The sequence below is a fragment of the Rhizobium sp. NPDC090279 genome, from assembly GCF_044769665.1.
In the GTDB taxonomy this organism is placed as follows: Bacteria; Pseudomonadota; Alphaproteobacteria; order Rhizobiales; family Rhizobiaceae; genus Rhizobium.
This window is the reverse complement of record NZ_JBIVYI010000001.1, coordinates 704,525-725,481: the sequence shown is the minus strand read 5'-3', so window position 1 is coordinate 725,481 and position 20,957 is coordinate 704,525. Positions and strand designations below refer to the sequence as shown.

At 61.4% G+C, this 20,957-nt stretch carries 17 protein-coding genes; 12 read left to right on the top strand and 5 right to left on the bottom strand.

Annotated elements, in window-relative coordinates; all coding sequences use genetic code 11:
• Window positions 1-12: 12 nt before the first annotated feature.
• Window positions 13-1,476 (bottom strand): DHA2 family efflux MFS transporter permease subunit, encoded by a 1,464-nt coding sequence (locus ACIQWP_RS03295; RefSeq protein ID WP_402782273.1) that lies wholly within the window; start codon window positions 1,474-1,476, stop codon window positions 13-15.
• Between the two features lie 418 nt (window positions 1,477-1,894).
• Here ACIQWP_RS03295 and ACIQWP_RS03290 point away from each other — a divergent pair, with 418 nt between their 5' ends.
• Complete coding sequence (locus ACIQWP_RS03290) at window positions 1,895-2,668, top strand: FadR/GntR family transcriptional regulator (protein WP_402782270.1); 774 nt, start codon at window positions 1,895-1,897, stop codon at window positions 2,666-2,668.
• Between the two features lie 126 nt (window positions 2,669-2,794).
• On the opposite strand, the gene ACIQWP_RS03285 is transcribed toward ACIQWP_RS03290, so the two are convergent.
• Window positions 2,795-4,294 carry an MDR family MFS transporter gene (locus ACIQWP_RS03285; RefSeq protein ID WP_402782267.1) on the bottom strand — a complete coding sequence of 500 codons (1,500 nt, stop codon included), beginning with the start codon at window positions 4,292-4,294 and terminating at the stop codon, window positions 2,795-2,797.
• Between the two features lie 380 nt (window positions 4,295-4,674).
• On the opposite strand from ACIQWP_RS03285, the gene ACIQWP_RS03280 reads away from it, so the two are divergent.
• From ACIQWP_RS03280 to ACIQWP_RS03230, 11 genes are all read left to right on the top strand, one after another.
• The gene (locus tag ACIQWP_RS03280; RefSeq protein ID WP_402782264.1) at window positions 4,675-5,808 is read left to right on the top strand and encodes an ROK family protein; all 1,134 of its coding nucleotides are present in this window, start codon (window positions 4,675-4,677) and stop codon (window positions 5,806-5,808) included.
• A 7-nt stretch (window positions 5,809-5,815) separates the two neighbouring features.
• Complete coding sequence (locus tag ACIQWP_RS03275; protein WP_402782261.1) at window positions 5,816-7,258, top strand: M81 family metallopeptidase; 1,443 nt, start codon at window positions 5,816-5,818, stop codon at window positions 7,256-7,258.
• A gap of 191 nt (window positions 7,259-7,449) precedes the next feature.
• On the top strand, window positions 7,450-8,187 hold the full coding sequence (locus tag ACIQWP_RS03270) for a FadR/GntR family transcriptional regulator (RefSeq protein WP_402782258.1): 738 nt from the start codon (window positions 7,450-7,452) through the stop codon (window positions 8,185-8,187).
• An 86-nt stretch (window positions 8,188-8,273) separates the two neighbouring features.
• Entirely contained in the window at window positions 8,274-9,782 is a 1,509-nt protein-coding gene (locus ACIQWP_RS03265) for an ABC transporter substrate-binding protein (protein WP_402782255.1), read from the top strand.
• Between the two features lie 71 nt (window positions 9,783-9,853).
• Window positions 9,854-10,801: an ABC transporter permease gene (locus tag ACIQWP_RS03260; RefSeq protein ID WP_402782252.1), complete on the top strand. Its 948-nt coding sequence runs from the start codon at window positions 9,854-9,856 to the stop codon at window positions 10,799-10,801.
• Complete coding sequence (locus tag ACIQWP_RS03255) at window positions 10,798-11,676, top strand: ABC transporter permease (RefSeq protein WP_402782249.1); 879 nt, start codon at window positions 10,798-10,800, stop codon at window positions 11,674-11,676. The genes ACIQWP_RS03260 and ACIQWP_RS03255 overlap by 4 nt, the downstream gene beginning before the upstream one ends.
• A gap of 22 nt (window positions 11,677-11,698) precedes the next feature.
• A complete protein-coding gene (locus ACIQWP_RS03250) occupies window positions 11,699-13,486 on the top strand; it encodes a gamma-glutamyltransferase family protein (protein WP_402782246.1) in 1,788 nt (595 codons plus the stop codon).
• 5 nt (window positions 13,487-13,491) lie between these two features.
• On the top strand, window positions 13,492-14,250 hold the full coding sequence (locus ACIQWP_RS03245) for a DUF1028 domain-containing protein (protein WP_402782243.1): 759 nt from the start codon (window positions 13,492-13,494) through the stop codon (window positions 14,248-14,250).
• 50 nt (window positions 14,251-14,300) lie between these two features.
• Window positions 14,301-16,151: an ABC transporter ATP-binding protein gene (locus ACIQWP_RS03240; RefSeq protein ID WP_402782240.1), complete on the top strand. Its 1,851-nt coding sequence runs from the start codon at window positions 14,301-14,303 to the stop codon at window positions 16,149-16,151.
• 79 nt (window positions 16,152-16,230) lie between these two features.
• Entirely contained in the window at window positions 16,231-16,782 is a 552-nt protein-coding gene (locus ACIQWP_RS03235) for a glutathione peroxidase (protein WP_402782237.1), read from the top strand.
• A 185-nt stretch (window positions 16,783-16,967) separates the two neighbouring features.
• Entirely contained in the window at window positions 16,968-18,029 is a 1,062-nt protein-coding gene (locus ACIQWP_RS03230) for a class I SAM-dependent methyltransferase (RefSeq protein WP_402782234.1), read from the top strand.
• A gap of 44 nt (window positions 18,030-18,073) precedes the next feature.
• Here the strand turns inward: ACIQWP_RS03230 and ACIQWP_RS03225 are convergent, their stop codons facing one another.
• From ACIQWP_RS03225 to ACIQWP_RS03215, 3 genes are read right to left on the bottom strand one after another with little or no spacing between them, the layout of a single operon-like run.
• Window positions 18,074-19,159, bottom strand: coding sequence for an ABC transporter ATP-binding protein (locus ACIQWP_RS03225; protein WP_402782231.1), 1,086 nt, complete (start codon window positions 19,157-19,159; stop codon window positions 18,074-18,076).
• A gap of 3 nt (window positions 19,160-19,162) precedes the next feature.
• Window positions 19,163-20,071 carry a carbohydrate ABC transporter permease gene (locus ACIQWP_RS03220; protein WP_402782228.1) on the bottom strand — a complete coding sequence of 303 codons (909 nt, stop codon included), beginning with the start codon at window positions 20,069-20,071 and terminating at the stop codon, window positions 19,163-19,165.
• Window positions 20,071-20,937 carry a carbohydrate ABC transporter permease gene (locus ACIQWP_RS03215; RefSeq protein WP_402782732.1) on the bottom strand — a complete coding sequence of 289 codons (867 nt, stop codon included), beginning with the start codon at window positions 20,935-20,937 and terminating at the stop codon, window positions 20,071-20,073. Before ACIQWP_RS03215 ends, ACIQWP_RS03220 begins: the two co-directional genes overlap by 1 nt.
• Window positions 20,938-20,957 lie beyond the last annotated feature (20 nt).

Here is a 20,957-nt window from a genome sequence, read left to right as displayed (position 1 = left end):
AAATAGACATCGCTACGCCGCCTTCCTCGCGCCCGGCTTTGGCTTGCGCGAGACATTTTCGCCTGCCTTGCGGTCGAGCAGCAGGCAATCCAGCACGGCGAGGAGCGCGATGATGCCGAGCAGCACGAAGGCCAGGCGGAACTCGATGGCGACGATACCGCCTACGCCCAGCGGCGCGCTGATCGCCTGGCCGATGCGAATGCCGATGGCCCCGACGGCGATGCCCATGCCCATCGTCAGCTGAAAGACGGTGCTGAACAGCGTGTTGGCGCCCGTCATCTGCTGCGGCGGGATGTCGGCAAAAGCAATCGTGTTGAGTGCCGTGAAATGCATCGAACGGCACATGCCGCCGATGAACAGCACCGGCACGATGAACCAAAGCGGCGTGTCGGGAGAAAACAGCGCACAGGCCGCGATGAAGACCGCGTTGAGAAGGCCGTTGACGATCAGGACCGGCTTGAAGCCGAAGCGGCGCAGAATAGGCGTCGTTGCCGGCTTCATTGCCAGATTTCCGGCGAAAACGGCAAGCGTTAGCATACCGGCATGAAAGGCGCTGAGCCCGAAGCCGACCTGGAACATCAACGGCAACAGGAACGGCACGGCACCGATAGCGGTGCGAAACAACGATCCGCCGGAGATGGTGATCGCGAAAGTCGGCAGTTTCAGCCCGGAAAGATCGATGAGTGGATGCTGCGTGCGCAGAAAGTGAAAGACGGCGATGGCAAGCAGGATGAAGCCGACGATCACATAGGCCCAGGCTTCCAGCCAGACGGGATCGGGGCGCCCGATCAACTCCAGCCCATACATCAGGCTCGCAAGACCAATGCCGCTGACGACGAAGCCGAGCCAATCGAAAGGAGGCCGCGCCGCGCTCTTGGTTTTCGGAATGAGCATGAGCGCGAAGATGAAAGCCAGGATGCCGAGCGGCAGATTGAGGAAGAAGATCCAGCGCCAGCTCGCGTGATCGGTGATGAAGCCGCCGAGCGGCGGTCCGAGGACCGGTGCTACCAGTGCCGGCCAGGTAATCGTCGCAATGGCCGAGATCAGCTTGTCCTTCGGCGTGTTGTTCAAGACGACGAGCCGGCCCACCGGCACCATCATCGCTCCGCCGATGCCCTGCAGGATGCGCATCGCCACGAAAGAGCCGACGCCATTGGCAAAGCCGCAGAGGACGGATGCCAGCGTGAAGATGACGACCGCCGTGGTGAACACCAGGCGCGCGCCGAAACGGTCGCTGATCCAGCCGCTTATGGGAATGAAGACGCCGAGCGTCAGCAGATAGGCACTCATGCCGATATTGAGATCGACCGGGCGGGCACCGAAGGACACGGCCATCTGCGGCAGCGCGGTCGCGATGACCGTGCCATCCAGATTTTCCATGAAGAAGGCGCCGGCCACGAGCAATGCGATCAGCAGCGAACGGGAGCCCGCCTCCTGCCCTTCCCCCCTCTGCCCACGCGTGGACATATCGTTCATCGATCAGCTACTCCGAATCCGCCTCGCACCCGGACGCATCTAACCGGTTCGGTAACGTTTACGATAGGCCGAAATCGCATCGGCAATCGATTGAGCGATCACGTTTCGCTTAGCAGCCGGTGCGCAATTTGATCATCGGGCAGCCCGAGCAAAGCAGCATCTGCGAGCGCTCACAGCGGCAAATCGGCCCGCAATCCATGCCAGTAGGCACGGATGCGCAAGACATGCTAGGCTTTTGCCGGGATGCGTCACAAAGGGGGCAACAGGATCGACACCGGAACACCATGGAACAAACTCGGACACGCCGGGATACCGACGTGAAGCTTGCCCCCAACCGCACCTAAACCGACGATTGTTCTCACAACGGCGCATCAATAAGGAACGAGAGCCCCGCATAATGAAACAAGGCCAGGACGCAATGACCTCTCGGGCTACTCCGGAGTCGAAACTGATCGTAACGCAGTCACCCTTCGATGCCTTCGTGCGCAAATACGGCACGATCCCGCGGCGCGGCGTCTTCGGCCATTTCGTCCATGAACTTGGCCGCCGCATCGTCCGCGGCGATCATCCCGTCGGCGCGACGCTGCCGAACGAGCCGGATCTGGTCGAACAATTCGGCATCAGCCGCACTGTCGTCCGCGAGGCGATGAAATGCCTTGCAGGCAAAGGGTTGGTCGAGATCAAGACCCGCGTCGGGACGCGCGTCAAGGAGCGGTCCAACTGGCATCATCTCGATACGGACGTCATGGTCTGGTACTACGAGACTGGCCCATCGGTCGAAATCATGCGCTCGATCAAGGACCTGCGGTTGGCGCTCGAGCCGGAAGCGACGGCACGCGCGGCGTTGCGCCGCACCGAGAGCGACATTGCCACAATCAACGCCGCTTACGAGGAGATGGCCTCCACCATCGGCGACATCAACAGCAATGCCGATGCCGACCTGCGCTTCCATACGGCGATCTTCGCCGCTACGCATAACATGATCTACTCGCAGATGATCGACCTGATCGCCGTCGGCATCTACGCCAATCGCACCCTCTCGGGTTATGAAGACATAGCCGAAGGCCAAAGGCGCTCCCTACCCCTTCACAAGGCCATTCTCGACGCGATCGTCGCGCAGGATACGGACGCCGCCATCAAGGCGTCCAGAAACCTGCTGGACGCCTGGCTCGCCCACGACTACGGCTTCTAGAGCAATTCCAGGAAAAGTGCGCAGCGGTTTTCCGTCCGGAATTGCGTGACAACAAGGAGATAGAGCGCTTCAGAGATTCCATGAGAAGCTGAATCGCTCTAACGCGCCGCATCTTGCCCATCCGGGTTAGTGGGTCATCGCATCCTGGGCATCCGTCTTGGACACCGATGATCCGCGACCGGCGTCATGCGTGACCGGGATCAGCCAGATGGTCGCGCAGGTCGTCAGGGCGACGATGACGACGCCCCAGAAGCTCCAGTGCAGCGCCGCATCGAAGACGTCCCGGATCGCGGGATCGCCGACGAGATCGGAAAGGCCGGTCGGCTGGTTCAGAATATCGTGAAGCCTCGCCGCCAGCTCGCCGCTGCCGTAATGCGCGATGCCGACATTCATGATCGCGCCGAGCGCGGTCGCGCCAAGCGTGTTGCCGAGGCTGCGCGAGAAGATGATCGATGCGGTGGCGCTGCCGCGCATCGACCATTCGACGCTTTCCTGCACCAGCACGACGCTGGTGAGGCTGATGAGGCCCATGCCGAAGCCCATCAGGAAGGAGCCGATGCCGGCAATCACCGGGCTGCTCTCGGGCGTCAGAAACAGGAGGAAGAGCGAGCCGAAGGGAAACATCAGGCTACCGGCGCGCAATGTCGCGCGGATGCCGAAGGTGCGGAAGAAGCGGCTCGCAAGCATGACGGCGAGCGGCCAGCCGACGATCAGCATCGTCAGCGTAAAGCCGGCTTCCAGCGGCGAGCGACCGAGCACGCCCTGCACATAGATCGGCAGGACCGTTGTCAGGCCGATGAGGGCCATGCCGGCAAGCAGGGTCGCGGCATTGCTGGTCGCGATCAGCCGCCGGCTCCAGAGAGCGATCGAGATGATCGGCTCCGGCGCCCGCCGCTCCTGCCAGAGGAACAGAAGACCCGTGACGATGAAGACGATCGCCAGGGGACAGAGAACCGCAAAGCCCGCATCGGTCTCCGTCAGGATGACGAGCAGCGAGACGATCGATATCGAAAAGAGGATCGTGCCGAGATAGTCGATCTTCGCCTCGCGCGGCGTGATGGACTCGTGCAGAAAGATCATGAAGCCGGCAATGGCGAGCACGCCGAGTGGCAGGTTGATCCAGAAAATCCAGGCCCAGGAGAGATTGTCGACGATGATGCCGCCCGCAAGCGGGCCGATGACGGCGGATATAGCCCAGACGCTGGCAAGCGCGCCCTGCACCTTGGCCCGTTCTTCCAACTTGTAGAGATCGCCGACGACGGTCATCGTGACAGGCTGAATGGCACCCGCGCCCAGGCCCTGCAGCAGCCGGAAGACGATGAGCGAAGCCATCGACCAGGCAAAGCCGGCCAGCGTCGAACCTATGAGAAAGATGATGATACCGCCGATGAGCATGGGCTTGCGGCCGAAAATATCCGAGAGCTTGCCGTAGATGACCGTGGTGGTGGATTGCGCCAGCAAGAAGGCGGAAAAGACCCAGCTATAATAGGTGAAGCCGCCGAGCTGGCCGACGATGCGCGGCATGGCGGTTGCGACGATGGTCGCTTCGATGGCGACCATGAAGGTCGCCAGCATGATCGAGACGATGACCAACGGGCGTCTCGCGCGATCGACCGTGCTGGACATGGCATTCCTTTCTGACTGCTGCACCCGAGATCAAAAATGCACGGGCCGCCATAACGGCCATGGTCGAGCGCTTAGCTGGTGGGATCAAGTCTAGGGACGAGACGATTGGAGGGCGAGTGCCGGCTGAATCGTTATGATAAGCTTTGCATATTGTTGCAGGTCGATGTCAACCGTTTAAACGCACGCATACTCTGCCAAATCGCCCGCGAGACGGCGCCAGGATAACGCCTCTCACCAACAGGCCCAATAATTGCTACTCTCCTCAAATACATGGAACGCACTGCGCAATTGGGTCTTCAATGAAATTAATTGCGGTTGCTTTGTTCATTTTCTGAACTTATTATCGACGAACCAAGCGAAAACCCAGGCGGAACGTCGAATTGCTTACGTCCTCCCAGCAGCAGCTTCTGCGGGTCATCAGCCAATCGGGCCCATCCAGCCGCACGGTTCTGGCGGCATCCATGGGGTTGAGCAAGGCGGCGATGAGCGGCATTTCGCGCGATCTGATTTCCCGCGGCGTATTGCGGGAGACGGAAACGATCTACGGCCAGGGGCGCCCGTCGATCCTGTTGGATCTGCATCCGGAAGGCGCCTTCTTCGTCGGCATCTCGCTGCTGGAAGACCCGGCACCGTTGGTGCTTAGCGATTTCAACGGCAATATCGTCGCGCGCCAGACCATGCCACTGTCGCGCGATCCCGAAGTCATTGCCGAGATGATCGCTGATACGCTGCCGAAGCTGCTGGCCGAGTGCACAGGGGCTGACCGGAAGCTCTCCGGCCTCGGCATCGCGCTCTCGGGCTTTGTCGATGAAAAGCAGGCAAGCTGCGTCAAATCCACCTTGCTTGGGTGGCAGGACGTGCCGCTTGCCGGCATGATCAGGCAGAAAACCGGCATCGACACCTTCATAGAAAACGATGCCAAGGCGGTCGCCGTCAGCGAGAAGCTGTTCGGCAGCGCCCGTGATATCCAGAATTTCAGCGTCGTCTCCTTCGATGACGGCATCGGCTGCGCCCATTTTATCGGCGGCAAGCTCTACCGCGGCAATCACGGCGGCGCCGGGGAGATCGCCCATTGCACCATCGAGTCCAATGGTTCACCCTGCCGCTGCGGCAAGCGCGGCTGCCTCGATACCGTGGCTTCGCTGAAGGCAATCAAGGAAGCGGCGAAAGCGGAGGGCCTTGCCTGCCAATCTCTCGACCAGCTTGAAACGGAGGCGTCGCTCGGCAACGCCACAGCTATCCGCATCCTGCACCGCGCCGGCAGCGCGCTCGGGCTGGCGATAGCCCATCTCATCCAGTTCAACGACCCAGGCCTGATCCTGATCACCCATGTCGAAGGGCGGTTCGACGGCCTCTTCGGCACCGTCATGCGACAAGCCGTCGAGGCGAACGTATTGCCGCGCTATGCCGGCCAGACGCCGATCCGCACACAGCGCGTCGATGGCGACGTCTGGGCGCGCGGCGCTGCCAGCATCGCCGCTCATAATTTTCTGATTGGTCCCACTCCTTATTGAGGTTCCCATGCGCATCGCCGTCGGAGGCATTCATATCGAATGCAGCACCTACAATCCCGTCCTGAACGAAGAGGGGGACTTCCGCGTCCTGCGCGGCGTGGAGCTGACCGCCGCGCCCTATTTCGCCTTCCTGAACGACTATAACGGCGAGTTCCTGCCGACCATTCATGCCAGAGCCATAGCCGGCGGCCCCGTCGCCCGCCATACCTACGAGGCCTTCAAGGCGGAATTCCTGGAAGGGCTGAGAGCATTGCTGCCGCTTGACGGGCTCTATCTCGCCATGCACGGCGCCATGTATGTCGAAGGCATGGAGGACGCCGAGGGTGACTGGATCAGCGCTGCGCGCGCCGTCGTCGGCGAGGACTGCATGCTCTCGGCCAGCTACGACCTGCACGGCAATGTCACCCAACGCATCATCGATGCGCTCGACATGTATTCCACCTATCGCACGGCGCCGCATATCGATGTCGAGGAAACCATGCGCCGCGCCGTCAAGATGCTGACGGAAAGTCTGAAGACTGGTGTGAAGCCCATCCTGCTCTGGGCGCCGATCCCCGTCGTCTTGCCCGGTGAGCGGACCAGCACAGTCGATGAGCCGGCCAAGAGCCTCTACGACATGCTGCCCGGAATGGACGCCATCGACGGCGTCTGGGATGCCTCTCTGATGGTCGGCTATGTCTGGGCCGACGAACCCCGCGCCACGGCCGCTGCCATCATGACGGGCACGGATCGCGCCGTGCTTGAGCGCGAAGCCAAACGCCTGGCACAGGCCTATTGGGATGCGCGCCAGGAATTCGTTTTCGGCTGCGAGACCGGCACCATCGAGGAATGCGCCGCGAGGGCGATTGCGAGCACGACCGCGCCCGTGGTTCTGGCTGAATCCGGCGACAATCCCACAGGCGGCGGCGTCGGAGACCGCGCCGATGTGCTGGCGGAGCTCATCGCCAAGGGAGCGCCAGGCGTCATCTTCGCCGGCATCGCCGACAAGGCCGCGACGGAAGCCTGCTATGCCGCCGGCCTCGGCGCCACCCTCGATCTCTCCGTCGGCGCATCGCTGGACACGAAGGGAAGCAAACCGGTGAAGGACAGCTTCACCGTGAAGTATCTGCTCGATGCGGCAGAGGCGAGCGACATGCAAGCCGTGGTGACCATCGGCGGCATCGACCTCGTCCTGTCGGCCAAGCGCCGCCCCTATCACAACATCGCTGATTTCACCCGCCTCGGCCTTGATCCGCACAAGGCGAAGATCATCGTCGTCAAATCAGGCTATCTCTCGCCGGAACTGGCGCCGATCGCCAATCCGAATCTGATGGCATTGTCGCCGGGTGTGGTCGATCAATTCGTCGAACGCCTGCCGCGCCTGCGCAAGACGAGACCGACCTACCCCTTTGACAAGGATTTCGACTTTGCGCCGGCGACGGCTCTTTCGGCGCGCGCCGTGGGTCGCTGAGGCTCAAGTCGAAGGGCCGTAAGAGCGGACACCATCATTCCACCAGCTGAAGAAGGCGGCTCGTTTTCACGGGCCGCCCTTTGCATTGCGCACAAACATTGTGCATTGCCAAAGTTGCACAAAAAAGAGCTTGACGCCGCGATTGAGTTGAACTTCAATTGAACCAATCTTAAATTGGTTCACCCCTCATCATGGCAGTCAGCAGCCTTCCGGAGAATTCGGTTCATGCCCTCGAAAGGCTCCGGGGCCTTTTGAATTCGGCCGACCTGCCCGCCGATGGAAAGCTGCCGACGGAGCGGGCTCTTTCTGAAGCGCTCGGCGTCAGCCGACGCGCGATCCGGCGGGCGCTTGAGGTGCTGGAAGCAGAAGGCCGCGTCTGGCGGCGTCAGGGTTCCGGAACTTATGTCGGGCAGCGTCCGGACGACTGGAGCCAGCATGTCAGCACGCTTGTCGCCGGCACGGATCTCATGGAAGTCATGGAAGTCCGGCTGCGCATCGAGCCGCAACTGGCCCAGCTCGCCGCCATGCGTGCCAAGCCCGACGACATCGACCGCATGTATGAGCTGGCAAAGAAGATCACCGCCAGCGACGATGCCGACAGCCGCGAGCTTTGGGATGGCGCTTTGCATCGGTTGATCGCGCAGAGCGCCGGGAACCAGTTCTTCCTGACCATTTTCGACGTCATCAACCACGTCCGCCAGGATGAAGCCTGGCAAACCATTCGCGAATTGGCCCGCAGCATCAACAAGACGCGCCCAGTCTCTTACGCGCAGCATAGAGCGATCATCGATGCGATTGCGGCGCGCAATCCGCTGAAGGCAGCCGAAGCCATGCGCGAACATCTTCTGATGCTGCAGGAAAGCCTGATCCGCATCACTTCACTGGATGCGCGGCAGGCCGGGGAACCACTGACTGAGGAGGTGGGCTGACCAAAAGTCCCGCCCGCAGCAAACCACGACCGGAGAGGAAACCGGTCAAGATTGCCAAGAACGAAAACTATAAACAGGAGAACGAAATGAAGATCGCCAAATTCATGGCAGCGCTTGCGGCCGGCGGCCTGATCGCGCTGCCGTCCCTAGCCGTCGAACTGAAGATCGGCCTGCAGGACGATGCCGATGCGCTCGACCCTGCCCAGTCGCGCACCTTCGTCGGCCGCATCGTCTATACCGCGCTCTGCGACAAGCTCGTCGACGTGACGCCGGACCTGAAGTTCGTGCCACAGCTCGCCACATCCTGGAAATGGTCCGCGGATGGCAAGCAGCTGATCATGGAACTGCGCCAGGGCGTCAAGTTCCAGGACGAGACGCCGTTCACCGCACAAGCGGTCGTCGACAATATCCAGCGCTACCAGACCTTGCCGGAGTCGCGCCGCAAGAGCGAACTCTCCTCCGTCGCCAAGGTCGAAGCATCGGGCGAATACGAAGTCACCTTCACGCTGAAAGCACCTGACGTCACGCTGCTGGCCCAGCTTTCCGATCGCTCCGGCATGATGGTCTCGCCCACTGCGGCAAAGGCCACGGGCGCCAAATTCGGCGATCATCCCGTCTGCTCCGGTCCGTTCAAATTCGTCGAACGCGTGCAGCAGGACCGCATCGTGCTCGAAAAATTCCAGGATTACTGGAACAAGGACAATATCTTCATCGACAAGGTGACCTATCTGCCGATCCCCGACACGACGGTTCGCCTGGCAAATCTGCGCTCGGGCGATCTCGACATGATCGAGCGTGTCGCTGCATCCGATGTCGGTACGGTGAAGAGCGATCCCAATCTCGTCTATGTCGATGCGATCGGCACCGGCTGGCTCGGCGTCTATGCCAATGTCGGCAACGGTGCCCGCGCCGACAATCCGATGGGCAAGGACAAGCGCCTGCGCCAAGCCTTCTCGCTGGCGATCGACCGCGAAGCCGCCATGCAGATCGTCTTTGACGGCACCGGGCTTGCCGGCAATCAGCCCTTTGCGCCGAACAGCCCCTGGTTCGACAAGGATGTTCCCGTACCCGCCCGCGACGTCGACAAGGCCAAGGCGCTGGTCAAGGAAGCTGGCTTCGACCGCATCCCGGTCGAGCTTGCCGTCGCCAACAACCCGGTTTCGATGCAGATGATGCAGATCATCCAGTCGATGGTCGCCGAAGCCGGCTTTGACGTGACGCTGAAGACGACCGAATTTGCGACGCTGCTTGATGCCCAGTCGAGCGGCAACTATCAGCTCAGCCGCTCCGATTGGTCCGGTCGCTCCGATCCCGATGGCAATATCCAGCAGTTCGTCACGACAGGCGCCGGCCTTAACGATTCCAAATACAGTAATCCTGAAGTCGACAAGCTGCTGCTCGACGCACGCCAGTCGCAGGACAATGCCGTGCGCAAGCAGAAATACGACGCGGCCGAGGCGATCCTGAACCAGGACCTGCCGATCATCTTCCTCGGACATCAGGCCTGGATCTGGGCCTACAACAAGAAAGTATCCGGCTTCGTGCCCTCCCCGGACGGCATGATCCGTCTCGTGGGCGTGAAGAAGAGCGGCTGAGCGACCAACGCCATGCGGGCTCCTTCCCGCATGGCCCTTTTTTTCTCCGACATCGCGGCAAGGATCTGCCCATGTATAGCTATATCGGAAAGAGGCTGCTCGTCGCGATACCGACGCTGCTGATCATTTCGATCTTCGTCTTCTCGCTACAAAAGCTGCTGCCCGGCGATCCGGTGCTCGCCATGGCGGGTGAGGAGCGCGACCCGCAGGTGCTGGAGCTGCTCCGCGAGAAATATCGGCTGAACGACCCGGTCGTCTACCAATATGGCTATTGGCTGCAGGGGGTCGCCCAAGGCGATCTCGGCGTTTCGCTGCGCACCAATCAGCCGGTCCTCACGCTCGTTGCCGAAAAGCTGCCGGTCACGATCCAGCTTGCCGTCATGTCGATGATCTTCGCTTTCGTGATCGGTATTCCGATGGGCATATTGGCGGCGGTGAAGAAGAACACCTTCATCGATTTTCTCGCCAATATCGTTGCTTTGTGCGGTCTGTCGGTGCCGAATTTCTGGCTCGGCATCATGCTGATCCTCTTGGTCTCGGTGAAGCTGCACTGGCTTCCCGCCTCCGGCTACCAACCGTTCTTCGAAGATCCCTGGCGCTCGATTCAGACCATGCTGATGCCGTCCTTCGTGCTCGGCAATGCGCTGGCGGCAACCTTGATGCGCCACACGCGCTCGTCGATGCTGAGCGTGCTCAGCAGCGATTACATCCGCACGGCCCGCGCCAAAGGCCTGCCGGAAACCGCCGTCGTCCTGCAGCACAGCTTCCGCAACGCCATTCTGCCCGTCGTCACCGTCAGCGCCCTGCTCTTCGGCGAGCTTCTGGCCGGCGCCGTGCTGACCGAGCAGATCTTCACCATCCCCGGCTTCGGCAAGCTGATCGTCGATGCGGTCTTCAACCGGGACTATGCGGTCGTCCAGGGCGTGGTTCTTTGCACGGCCGTCGGCTTTATCGCGATGAACCTCATTGCCGATATTCTCTACGTCCTCCTCAATCCGCGCATGAGGGCCGCCCTATGAGCACGATCGTTCAGACGACCGCCACCGCACCCTCCGCCAAGCGCGCTCCCAATCGGGCCTGGCGCAAGTTGAAGGCCAACAAGGGAGCCTTGGTTGGGCTTGGCATCATCCTTTTCTTTACCGTGCTTGCCATCCTGGCACCGATCCTGCCGATCCCGAATCCACTCGCCACCAGCTGGTCGGCGGTCCGCCAGGCACCATCAGCCGCGCACTGGCTCGGCACCGACGATATCGGCCGGGATATTCTCTCCCGCATGATCTGGGGAGCGCAGGCATCGCTGATGGCCGGCATCTTTTCGGTCGCCATAGCCGTCGCGATCGGCGTGCCCTTTGGTCTCATTTCCGGCTACTACGGCGGCTGGATCGACCAGATCATCTCGCGCATCACCGAAGCCTTCCTGGCCATGCCTTTCCTCATTACCGCCATTGCGCTCTCCGCCTTTCTTGGGCCGAGCCTCAAAAATGCGATGATCGCGATCGGATTGTCGGCAACGCCGGTCTTTGTGCGGCTGACGCGTGGCCAGGTGCTGGCGGTCAAGACGGAGGACTATGTCGAAGGCGCCCGGTCGATTGGATTGCGCCACTTCAGCATCATCACCCGCTATATCCTGCCGAATGTGTTTGCGCCGATCCTGGTGCAGGCGACACTCACCATCGCTACCGCCATCATTGCAGAAGCAAGTCTCTCTTTCCTGGGGATCGGCCAGCAGGCGCCTGCCCCGAGTTGGGGCTCGATGCTCAATACCGCCAAGGGTTATCTGGAGACTCAGCCATGGATGGCCATCTGGCCGGGTGCCGCCATTTTTCTCGTCGTGATCGGCTTCAATCTCCTCGGCGACGGCCTGCGCGATGCGCTCGACCCGCGCGAAGCATGAACAAACTGAAAAGGTGCCCCCAATGACCGCATTCACCACACGCCCTGAAATCCTCGGAACCTTCGGCGTCGTCACATCGACGCACTGGATCGCGTCCGCCGTCGGTATGAGCATTCTCGAGAAAGGCGGCAACGCCTTCGACGCCGCCGTCGCGACCGGTTTCGTGCTGCAGATCGTCGAGCCGCATCTCTGTGGGCCGGGCGGCGACATGCCGGCCATCCTCTATTCGAAAAAGAAGGACAAGGTCGAGGTCATCTGCGCCCAGGCGCCGGCGCCGGCCGGCGCAACGATCGAGCACTACACCCGCGAGGGATTGAAGCTGATCCCCGGCGATGGCCTTCTCGCCACCGTCATCCCCGGTGCCTTCGACGGCTGGATGTTGATGCTGCGCGACTACGGCCGGCTGACGGTGCGCGATGTTCTCGAACCGGCGATCCACTATGCCGAAAAAGGTCATCCCGTCCTGCCGCGCGTTTGCGCGACCATCGCAGGGCTTGCCGATTTCTACCGCAAGGAATGGCCGACCTCCTACGAGACGTGGCTTCCGGGCGGCGCAGCGCCAGAACCCTGGTCCAACTTCAAGAACCCGGTTCTGGCCGAAACCTGGAAGCGGGTCGTCGCCGAGGCGGAAAGCAAGAGCGACCGCGACGCGCAGATAGAGGCGGCACGCGACGCCTATTATCGCGGCTTCGTCGCCGAAGCGATCAACACCTATGTGAGCAAGACCGAAGTCATGGATGCAAGCGGCGAGCGCCACAAGGGCGTGCTGACGGCCGACGACATGGCGAACTGGCGGGCCACGATCGAGGCGCCGCAAACCTACGACTATCACGGCTGGACGGTCGCCAAGATTGGCCCGTGGGGCCAGGGACCCGTCTTCCTGCAGACGCTGGCGCTGCTCAAGGGCTTCAATCTGGCCGGCATGGACCCCGCCGGCGCGGACTTCGTCCACACCGTCACCGAAGCCATGAAGCTCGCCTTTGCCGATCGCGAAGTCTACTACGGCGATCCAAATTTCTCGCGCGTGCCGCTCGATACGCTGCTGTCGGATGCCTATGCCGACGAACGCCGCAGGTTGATTTCGCCGGAAGCCTCGCTTGCCTTGCGTCCGGGCAAGTTGGCGGGCTTCGAAGATCAATACGATCTCACCATGAAGATGCTCGAAACGCCGGAAGCCAAGAGCGGAGCGGTCTATGAACCGACAATGTCGCATCTCACCGAGAAGCGCGGCGATACCGTGCATATCGATGTCATCGACCGCGAGGGCAATATGGTGTCGGTAACGCCGTCCGGCGGCTGGCTGCAATCCTCGCCCATCGTGCCGGGCCTCGGCTTCTGCCTGAACTCGCGCGCACAGATGTTCTGGCTGCAGCCGGGCCTGCCCTCCTCGCTCGCGCCGGGCAAGCGGCCGCGCACGACGCTGACACCGACGCTGGCGCTGCACGAGGGGCAGCCGACGCTTGCGTTTGGCACGCCCGGCGGCGATCAGCAGGAGCAATGGCAGCTCGCCTTCTTCCTGCGCTATGTCCACCACGGGCTGAACCTGCAGCAGGCGATCGACAAGCCGCTGTTCCACAGCACCCACTTCCCGAGCTCCTTCTATCCCCGCACCCGCGAGCCGGGCGGCCTGACGGCCGAGGCCAATTTCAGCGCCGACATGCTTGAGGCACTTCGCAGGAAGGGCCATCAGCTGACCGTCGCGCCGGAGTGGACCGTGGGACGGCTGACCGCAGCGCGGCGCGACGCCGATGGCCTCTTGCGCGCCGCAGCAACTCCGCGTTTGATGCAAGCCTATGCCATTGGGAGATAGCGCCGATGACCTGGTCGATCGTTGCCCGTGAGCCGGAAACCGGCCATCTCGCCATCGCCGTCGCCACCCGCTTCTTTGCCGTCGGCAGCATCGTGCCGCATATTCGTGGCGGCATCGGCGCCGTTGCGACGCAGGCCTTTGCCAGCCCGCTCTACGGTATAGACGGACTGGCGATGCTGGCCACGGGCCATGCGCCGAGCGAGATCATCGAAACGCTGAATGCCCGCGACGAGGGCCGCGAACAGCGCCAGTTCCACCTGATCGACAGCAAGGGCAGCAACGCCGCATTCACCGGCGCCCGATGCATCGACTGGGCAGGCCATCTCGTCGATGAGAATGTCTCGGTTGCCGGCAATATGCTTGATGGTCCGCGGGTGATTACCGAGACGCTTGCGACCTTCCAGAAGACCGAAGGAAAGTCGCTCGCCGAACGGTTGCTCGAAGCCATGCGCGCCGGCGAATATGCCGGCGGCGACAAGCGCGGCAAACAATCGGCTGCGCTCGTGATTTACCGCGATCAGGACTATGCCTGGCTGAACATCCGCGTCGACGACAGTGCCGATCCGCTCGCCGAACTTGAACGGCTCTATGCGGTCGCACAGGAACGCTATCTGCACGTCGCCGAAACCATGCCGACACGACAGAATCCAAGCGGGATGACCGACCGCCGCGAGATCGACGAGAAGATTGCCGCTCTTGAGGCCACGAGGATAGCCGAAGGCCGTCCTTCCGCCTCCCATGCCACGATGACTGCACCATCATGAACAGCTTCGGTTGATGCTCGGCTGATGGCAAAATTATAAAAGGGGACTCCATGACGACGATTGCAGCGCAGACGATCAATGCAAATGCACAGCCCGTTCTTTCTGTCTCCAATCTGACGACCTCATTTCTCGTCGATGGCGAATGGCGTCAGGTGGTCAAGAACATCTCCTTCGACGTCATGCCCGGAGAAACAGTTGCCATCGTCGGGGAAAGCGGCTCTGGCAAAAGCGTCACCTCGTTGTCGATCATGCGGCTGCTTGCCCAGGGCAGCAGCCGTATCGAGGGTTCCGTCAGGCTCAACGGCCGCGATATCCTCTCCCTTCCAGAGGGCGAGATGCGCAAGGTCAGAGGCAAGGACATCGCCATGATCTTCCAGGAACCGATGACGTCTCTCAATCCGATCTTCACCATCGGCCGGCAGATTTCCGAGGCACTGACCTGCCACGGCGACATCTCCAAGGCCGAAGCCAGAGCGGAAACCATTCGTCTGCTGGAGAAGGTGCGTATCCCCAACGCATCCTCGCGCTTCGATGAATATCCGCATCAGTTTTCCGGCGGCATGCGCCAGCGCGTGATGATCGCGATGGCGCTTGCCTCGCGGCCGAAACTGCTGATCGCCGACGAGCCGACGACGGCGCTCGACGTGACAATCCAAGGGCAGATCCTCGACCTCATCAAGGTGCTGCAGGAGGAGGAAGGCATGTCCGTTCTCTTCATCACCCACGACATGGGCGTCGTCGCCGAAATCTCCGATCGCACCATCGTCATGTATCGCGGCGAGGCGGTGGAAGCAGGCAAGACCGACGATATCTTCCATCGCGGTCAGCATCCCTATACCCGCGCACTGCTATCGGCCGTGCCGCGGCTCGGCTCGATGAGGGACCAGGCCCGGCCACTGCGCTTTCCCATCGTGGACGCGCGGACCGGCGAACGCAGCGAACCCAAGGCACTTCCCGACACGGTCGACCACGGCAAGACGCCGGTATTGGAGGTGAAGAACCTCGTCACCCGCTTCGAACTTCGCGGCGGCCTTCTCGCCCGTCCGACAGGCGCCATCCATGCCGTCGAAAACGTCTCCTTCGATCTTGCTCAAGGGGAAACGCTGTCGCTGGTGGGAGAATCCGGCTGCGGCAAGTCGACGACGGGGCGCTCCATCATGCGTCTCATCAACCCCAAATCCGGTGAGGTTCGGCTCGACGGCTATGACGTGATGAAGCTCAATACGGTCGACCTGCGCCGGATGCGCCGCAGTATCCAGATGATTTTCCAGGACCCGTTCGCGAGCCTCAACCCGCGCATGACGATCGGTGCTGCGGTTGCGGAACCCTTCATCGAGCATCGCTTAGGCACACACGCCGAAGCCCGCGAGAAGGCGGCCGACCTTCTGGAGCGCGTCGGCCTGAAGGCGGACATGATGAGCCGCTATCCGCACGAATTCTCTGGCGGCCAGCGCCAGCGTATCTGCATCGCCCGCGCGCTCGCGCTTGATCCGAAGGTCATCGTCGCCGACGAAAGCGTCTCGGCGCTCGACGTCTCGATCAAGGCACAGGTCTGCAATCTGCTGATGGATCTGCAGCAGAACCTCAACCTCTCCTATCTTTTCATCTCGCATGACATGGCCGTGGTCGAGCGCGTCAGCCATCGCGTCGCCGTCATGTATCTCGGGGAGATCGTCGAGATCGGCCCGCGCGCATCCGTGTTCGAAAATCCGCAGCACCCCTATACGAAGAAGCTGATGGCAGCCGTCCCGGTCCCGGACCCGTCACGGCGCGGCATCAGGCGCAACCTTGCCGTCGACGAATTGAAGAGCCCGGTGCGGCCGGTCGGATACATCACCCCCGATCGGCACTACCGCGAAGTGTCGCAAGGCCATCTGGTTCGTATGGAAGAGGCCGCCTGAGCCTGTTTCCGGCCTTGACGCCGTCGAAATCCCGGCAAATATCGACATCCTGTTTTCCATCTCATCTGGAGTGAACCCAATGACCGACAGCGTGCTCGATATTCCGGTAAAGAGGATCGATGGCAGCGATACGACGCTTGCCGACTATCGTGGCAAGGTCATCATGGTCGTCAATGTCGCGTCCAAATGCGGCCTGACGGTGCAGTACGAAGGGCTGGAAAAGCTCTATGAGGAAAAGCGCGACGAAGGCCTCGTCATCGCCGGCTTCCCGGCCAACGACTTCAAGGGCCAGGAGCCGGGCAGCGATAAGGAAATCCTGGATTTCTGCACGCTGACCTATGACGTACAGTTTCCGATGTTTTCCAAAATTGCCGTCACCGGCGACGAGCGCCATCCGCTCTACAACGGCTTGATCGCCTCCGGCGTCGAGACGACGGGCGACGGGCCGATGCGCGAGCGCCTGGCAAAGCACGGCCTCGAGACCGGACAGGATGGCGGCATCGTCTGGAATTTCGAAAAATTCCTGATCGGCCGCGACGGTAAAGTTGCCGCCCGCTTCGCACCTGATGTAACGGCCGACGATCTGCGCTTGCTCTCCGCTTTGGAAAAGGAGCTGGCGCGCGCCGGCTGAGGCGCCCCAGCACCTTGCGAGCCTCCAAAACAACACACCACATCAATAGGTTGCGCCTCTTTTCAAGTTGAGGCGGAGCCTGTTCAGCCAGATGGCGTAATTGCCTGCCCTCCGGCCCGGGAGTATCCTTCCCTATCCGAATACATCGTGACGGAATGCTGCATCAATTCTGATGGGAGGATGTCATGCGCGAACCTGATATGCAGAAACTCGATACTCTGGTCGGGCGCCTGGTCGGCGATCTCGGCGCGGCGGTCTCAGGGGTACTGGTGACGCTCGGAGACCATTTGGGCCTGTTCAAGGCCATGGCCGATGGAACGCCGATGACCTCTGCGGAACTTGCCGACAAGGTCGGCGTGAAGGAGCGCTATGTGCGCGAATGGCTGTCGGCTCAGGCGGCCGCCAACTATGTCAGCTATGACGACGACACCGAGCGCTTCTATCTGACACCGGAACAGGCAATGGTGTTTGCTGAGGAAAACAGCCCCGCCTTCTTCACCGGCGCCTTCGATGTCGTTCAATCCATGTGGCTTGACGAGCCGAAGATCGCCAATGCCTTCAAGACAGGCAGCGGCCTTGGCTGGCATGAGCACAGCGCCTGCCTGTTCCGCGGCACGGAGCGTTTCTTCCGGCCGGGCTACAACAGCCATCTCGTTTCGGAATGGATACCGGCGATCAACGGCATGCAGGAAAAGCTCGAGGCTGGCGCGATCGTCGCCGATGTCGGCTGCGGCCATGGCGCCTCGACCATCCTGCTGGCGGAAGCCTATCCGAATTCAACTTTCTTCGGCTTTGACTACCATCTCCCGTCCATCGAACGAGCGAAAGCTGCGGCGACGGAAGCAGGCGTTGCCGGCCGCATCACATTCGAGCAGGCAAGTGCCAAGGACTTCCCGGCTGCCGACTACGATCTCGTGGCGATGTTCGATTGCCTGCACGACATGGGCGATCCCGTCGGCGCCGGCAAGCATGTCAAGGAAACCCTCGCCGACGACGGCACCTGGATGATCGTCGAGCCCTTTGCGCATGATTGCCTGAAAGACAATCTCAACCCGGTCGGCCGCGTCTTCTACGGCGCGTCGACGATGATCTGCACGCCGGCCTCGCTGTCGCAGGAAGTCGGACTGGGTCTAGGCGCGCAAGCCGGCGAGTTGAAACTGCGCAAGGTTGCCATGGATGCAGGCTATTCCCACTTCCGCAAGGCAACAGAAACGCCGTTCAACATGGTCTTCGAAGTCAGGGCATGAAATTGCGCCCCGCGCTCCGTCGAACGTGCGGCGCAACCGGTGTCCTATAGACGTTGCCCGTCTTCACCGAACAACGACGCGAGCGCCGGCTGGAAATAGACCGGCTGTTCGCTGTTGAGCGCGACATCCTCGTCGGCATCGATGCGCACCGACAGCGTCTCGCTGCCGACCTGCCCCCAGATCAGATTGTCCGAGCCCATGGGCTCGACGATCGTGAAGGTTGCCGGCAGGCTTGAGGCGCGATCGCTGGCGGGCTGGAACTGCATCTGCTCCGGCCGGACGCCGAGCGTCGCCTTGCGGCCATCGCCGGGCGTGCTTGCGAACTTGTAGCCATTGAGATCGATCTTGCGGCCATCGGGAAGTGCGAAGGCCGGCACGCCGCCATTGCTCGTTACCTGCCCCGCCAGGAAATTCATTGAGGGCGAGCCGACGAAGCCGGCGACGAAACGATTGACGGGGCGGCGATAGATCTCTTTCGGTGAGGCGAATTGCTGGATGACCCCACCACTCATGACGGCGATGCGATCGGCAAGCGTCAGCGCTTCGATCTGGTCATGCGTCACATAGATCATCGTCGAGCCGAGGCCGCTGTGCAGGCGCTTCAGCTCGACGCGCAGTTCCGTTCTAAGCTTGGCGTCGAGATTGGAGAGCGGCTCGTCGAACAGGAAGACATCGACATCGCGCACCAGGGCACGGCCGATGGCGACGCGCTGGCGCTGACCGCCGGAGAGTTCCCCCGGTCTTCGCTTGCGCAAGGGGTCGATCTGTAGGATCTGCACGGCGCGGTCGACACGCTGGGCGATCTCGTCCTTCGGCATGCCGGCAATGCGTAGGCCGAAGGAGAGGTTTCCCTCGACCGTCATCGTCGGATAGAGCGCATAGGACTGAAACACCATGCCGATGCCGCGATCCTTCGGCTCCTCCCAGGTGACGTTCTTGTCGCCGATCCAGATCTGGCCATCGGTGATATCGGTCAGCCCGGCAATTGCATTGAGCAGGGTCGACTTGCCGCAGCCGGACGGGCCGAGCAGCACGATGAACTCACCGGACTTCACCTCAAGATTGAGCGACTTCAGGACGCTGATGCTGCCGAAATCGATTGCAAGTTCGCGAATGGAAACATTGGCCATGAACTATCCCTTGACTGCGCCCGCGGTGATACCGCGCACGAACCAGCGACCCGAGCCGAAATAGACGATCAACGGAATGAGGGCGGTCAGAATGGTCGCCGCCATGTTGACGTTGTAAAGCTTCTCGCCTTGCGTGGAGTTGACGATATTGTTGAGCTGCACGGTCATGGGGAAATTTTCGCGGCCGGCGAAAACCACGCCGAACAGGAAGTCGTTCCAGATGCCGGTCACCTGCAGGATCGACGCTACCACCAGGATCGGGATCGACATCGGGATCATCAGGCGGAAGAAGATCTGCCAGAGCCCCGCGCCATCGATGCGGGCCGCCTTGAAGAGCTCCATCGGCAGGCTCGAATAATAGTTGCGGAACAGCAGCGTCAGCACCGGCAGGCCGAAGACCGTGTGGGTGATGATGATGCAGGGCAGCGTCGAATAGATGCCGATATCGCGATAGATCAGCACCAGCGGATAGATGAACACCTGATAGGGAATGAAGGCGCCGAGCAGCAGGACGGCGAAGAGTACATTTGCGCCTCTGACCCGCCAGAAGGACAGCGCATAGCCGGTCAGCGACGAGATCAAGATCGAAAGGATCATGCTTGGGATCAGGATTTTCACCGAATTCCAGAAGCCGACGCTGATGCCGCCGCATTCAAGGCCCGTACAGGCCGTACTCCATGCCTGCACCCAGGCATCGGCCGACCACACCTGCGGAAAGGCGAAGATATTGCCCTGCCGGATCTCCGGCATGGATTTGAACGAGGTGACGAGCATCACGTAGAGCGGCAGCAGGAAGAACAATGCCGCAATGGCCAGAAAGAGATAAACACCGATGCGGCCGGGGGTCAGATGCTGCGGCTTGCGCCCGGTCGGACCCTGCATGGTGGCTCTGACGGAAGATGGCGTCGTCATCAGTTGCCCCTCGGTTTTTCACGGAAATATTCGTAGTAAAGCCAGGGTGTCACGACGATGACCACGGTGACGAACATGACGGTCGAGGCCGATGTCGCAAGGCCGATATTGCCGCGCCCGAACAGGTAATCCATGATGAATTTTCCGGGCACCTCGGTCGAAATTCCAGGGCCGCCGCCCGTCGTCGCCAGCACCAGTTCGTAGACCCTGACGACGGCGATCGCCAGGAGCACGCTGGCTGTGATGATGGTTGGCCTCAGAATCGGGATGACGATGTGGAGATAGACGCGCCAGCTCGGAATGCCGTCGATGCGCGTCGCCTTCCACAGCTCGCGGTCGACGCCACGCAGTCCCGCCAGCATGATCGCCATGACAAGGCCTGTCGATTGCCATATGCCGGCAAGCACGATGACGTAGAGCGCCAGATCGCTCTGCACGATCCAGTCGAAGCGGAACCAGGTAAAGCCAATGCTGTCGGCGACCTTCTGCAGACCAAGCGTCGGATTCATGATCCATTGCCAGACAAGGCCCGTCACGATGAAGGACATGGCGAAGGGATAGAGAAAGATCGTGCGGAAGGTATTCTCGAACCGAACCTTCTGGTCGAGGGCGACCGCGAGAAGGAAACCAAGGACCAAGCAACCGACGATGAACAGAATGCCGAAAACAACGACGTTCTGTAGCGATATCAGCCAGCGCGCAGTGTCGAACAGCCGCTCATATTGCTTGGTGCCAACGAAGATATTCACCGGCAGCACCTTGCTATCGGTGAAGGATATCCAGATGTTCCAGACGACAGTCACGACATAGGCCAAAAGGACGATGACGAAAGCCGGGAACAGGGCAATATAAGGCGAAAAACGCATTCTCCTGCGGGTGGCGCCCG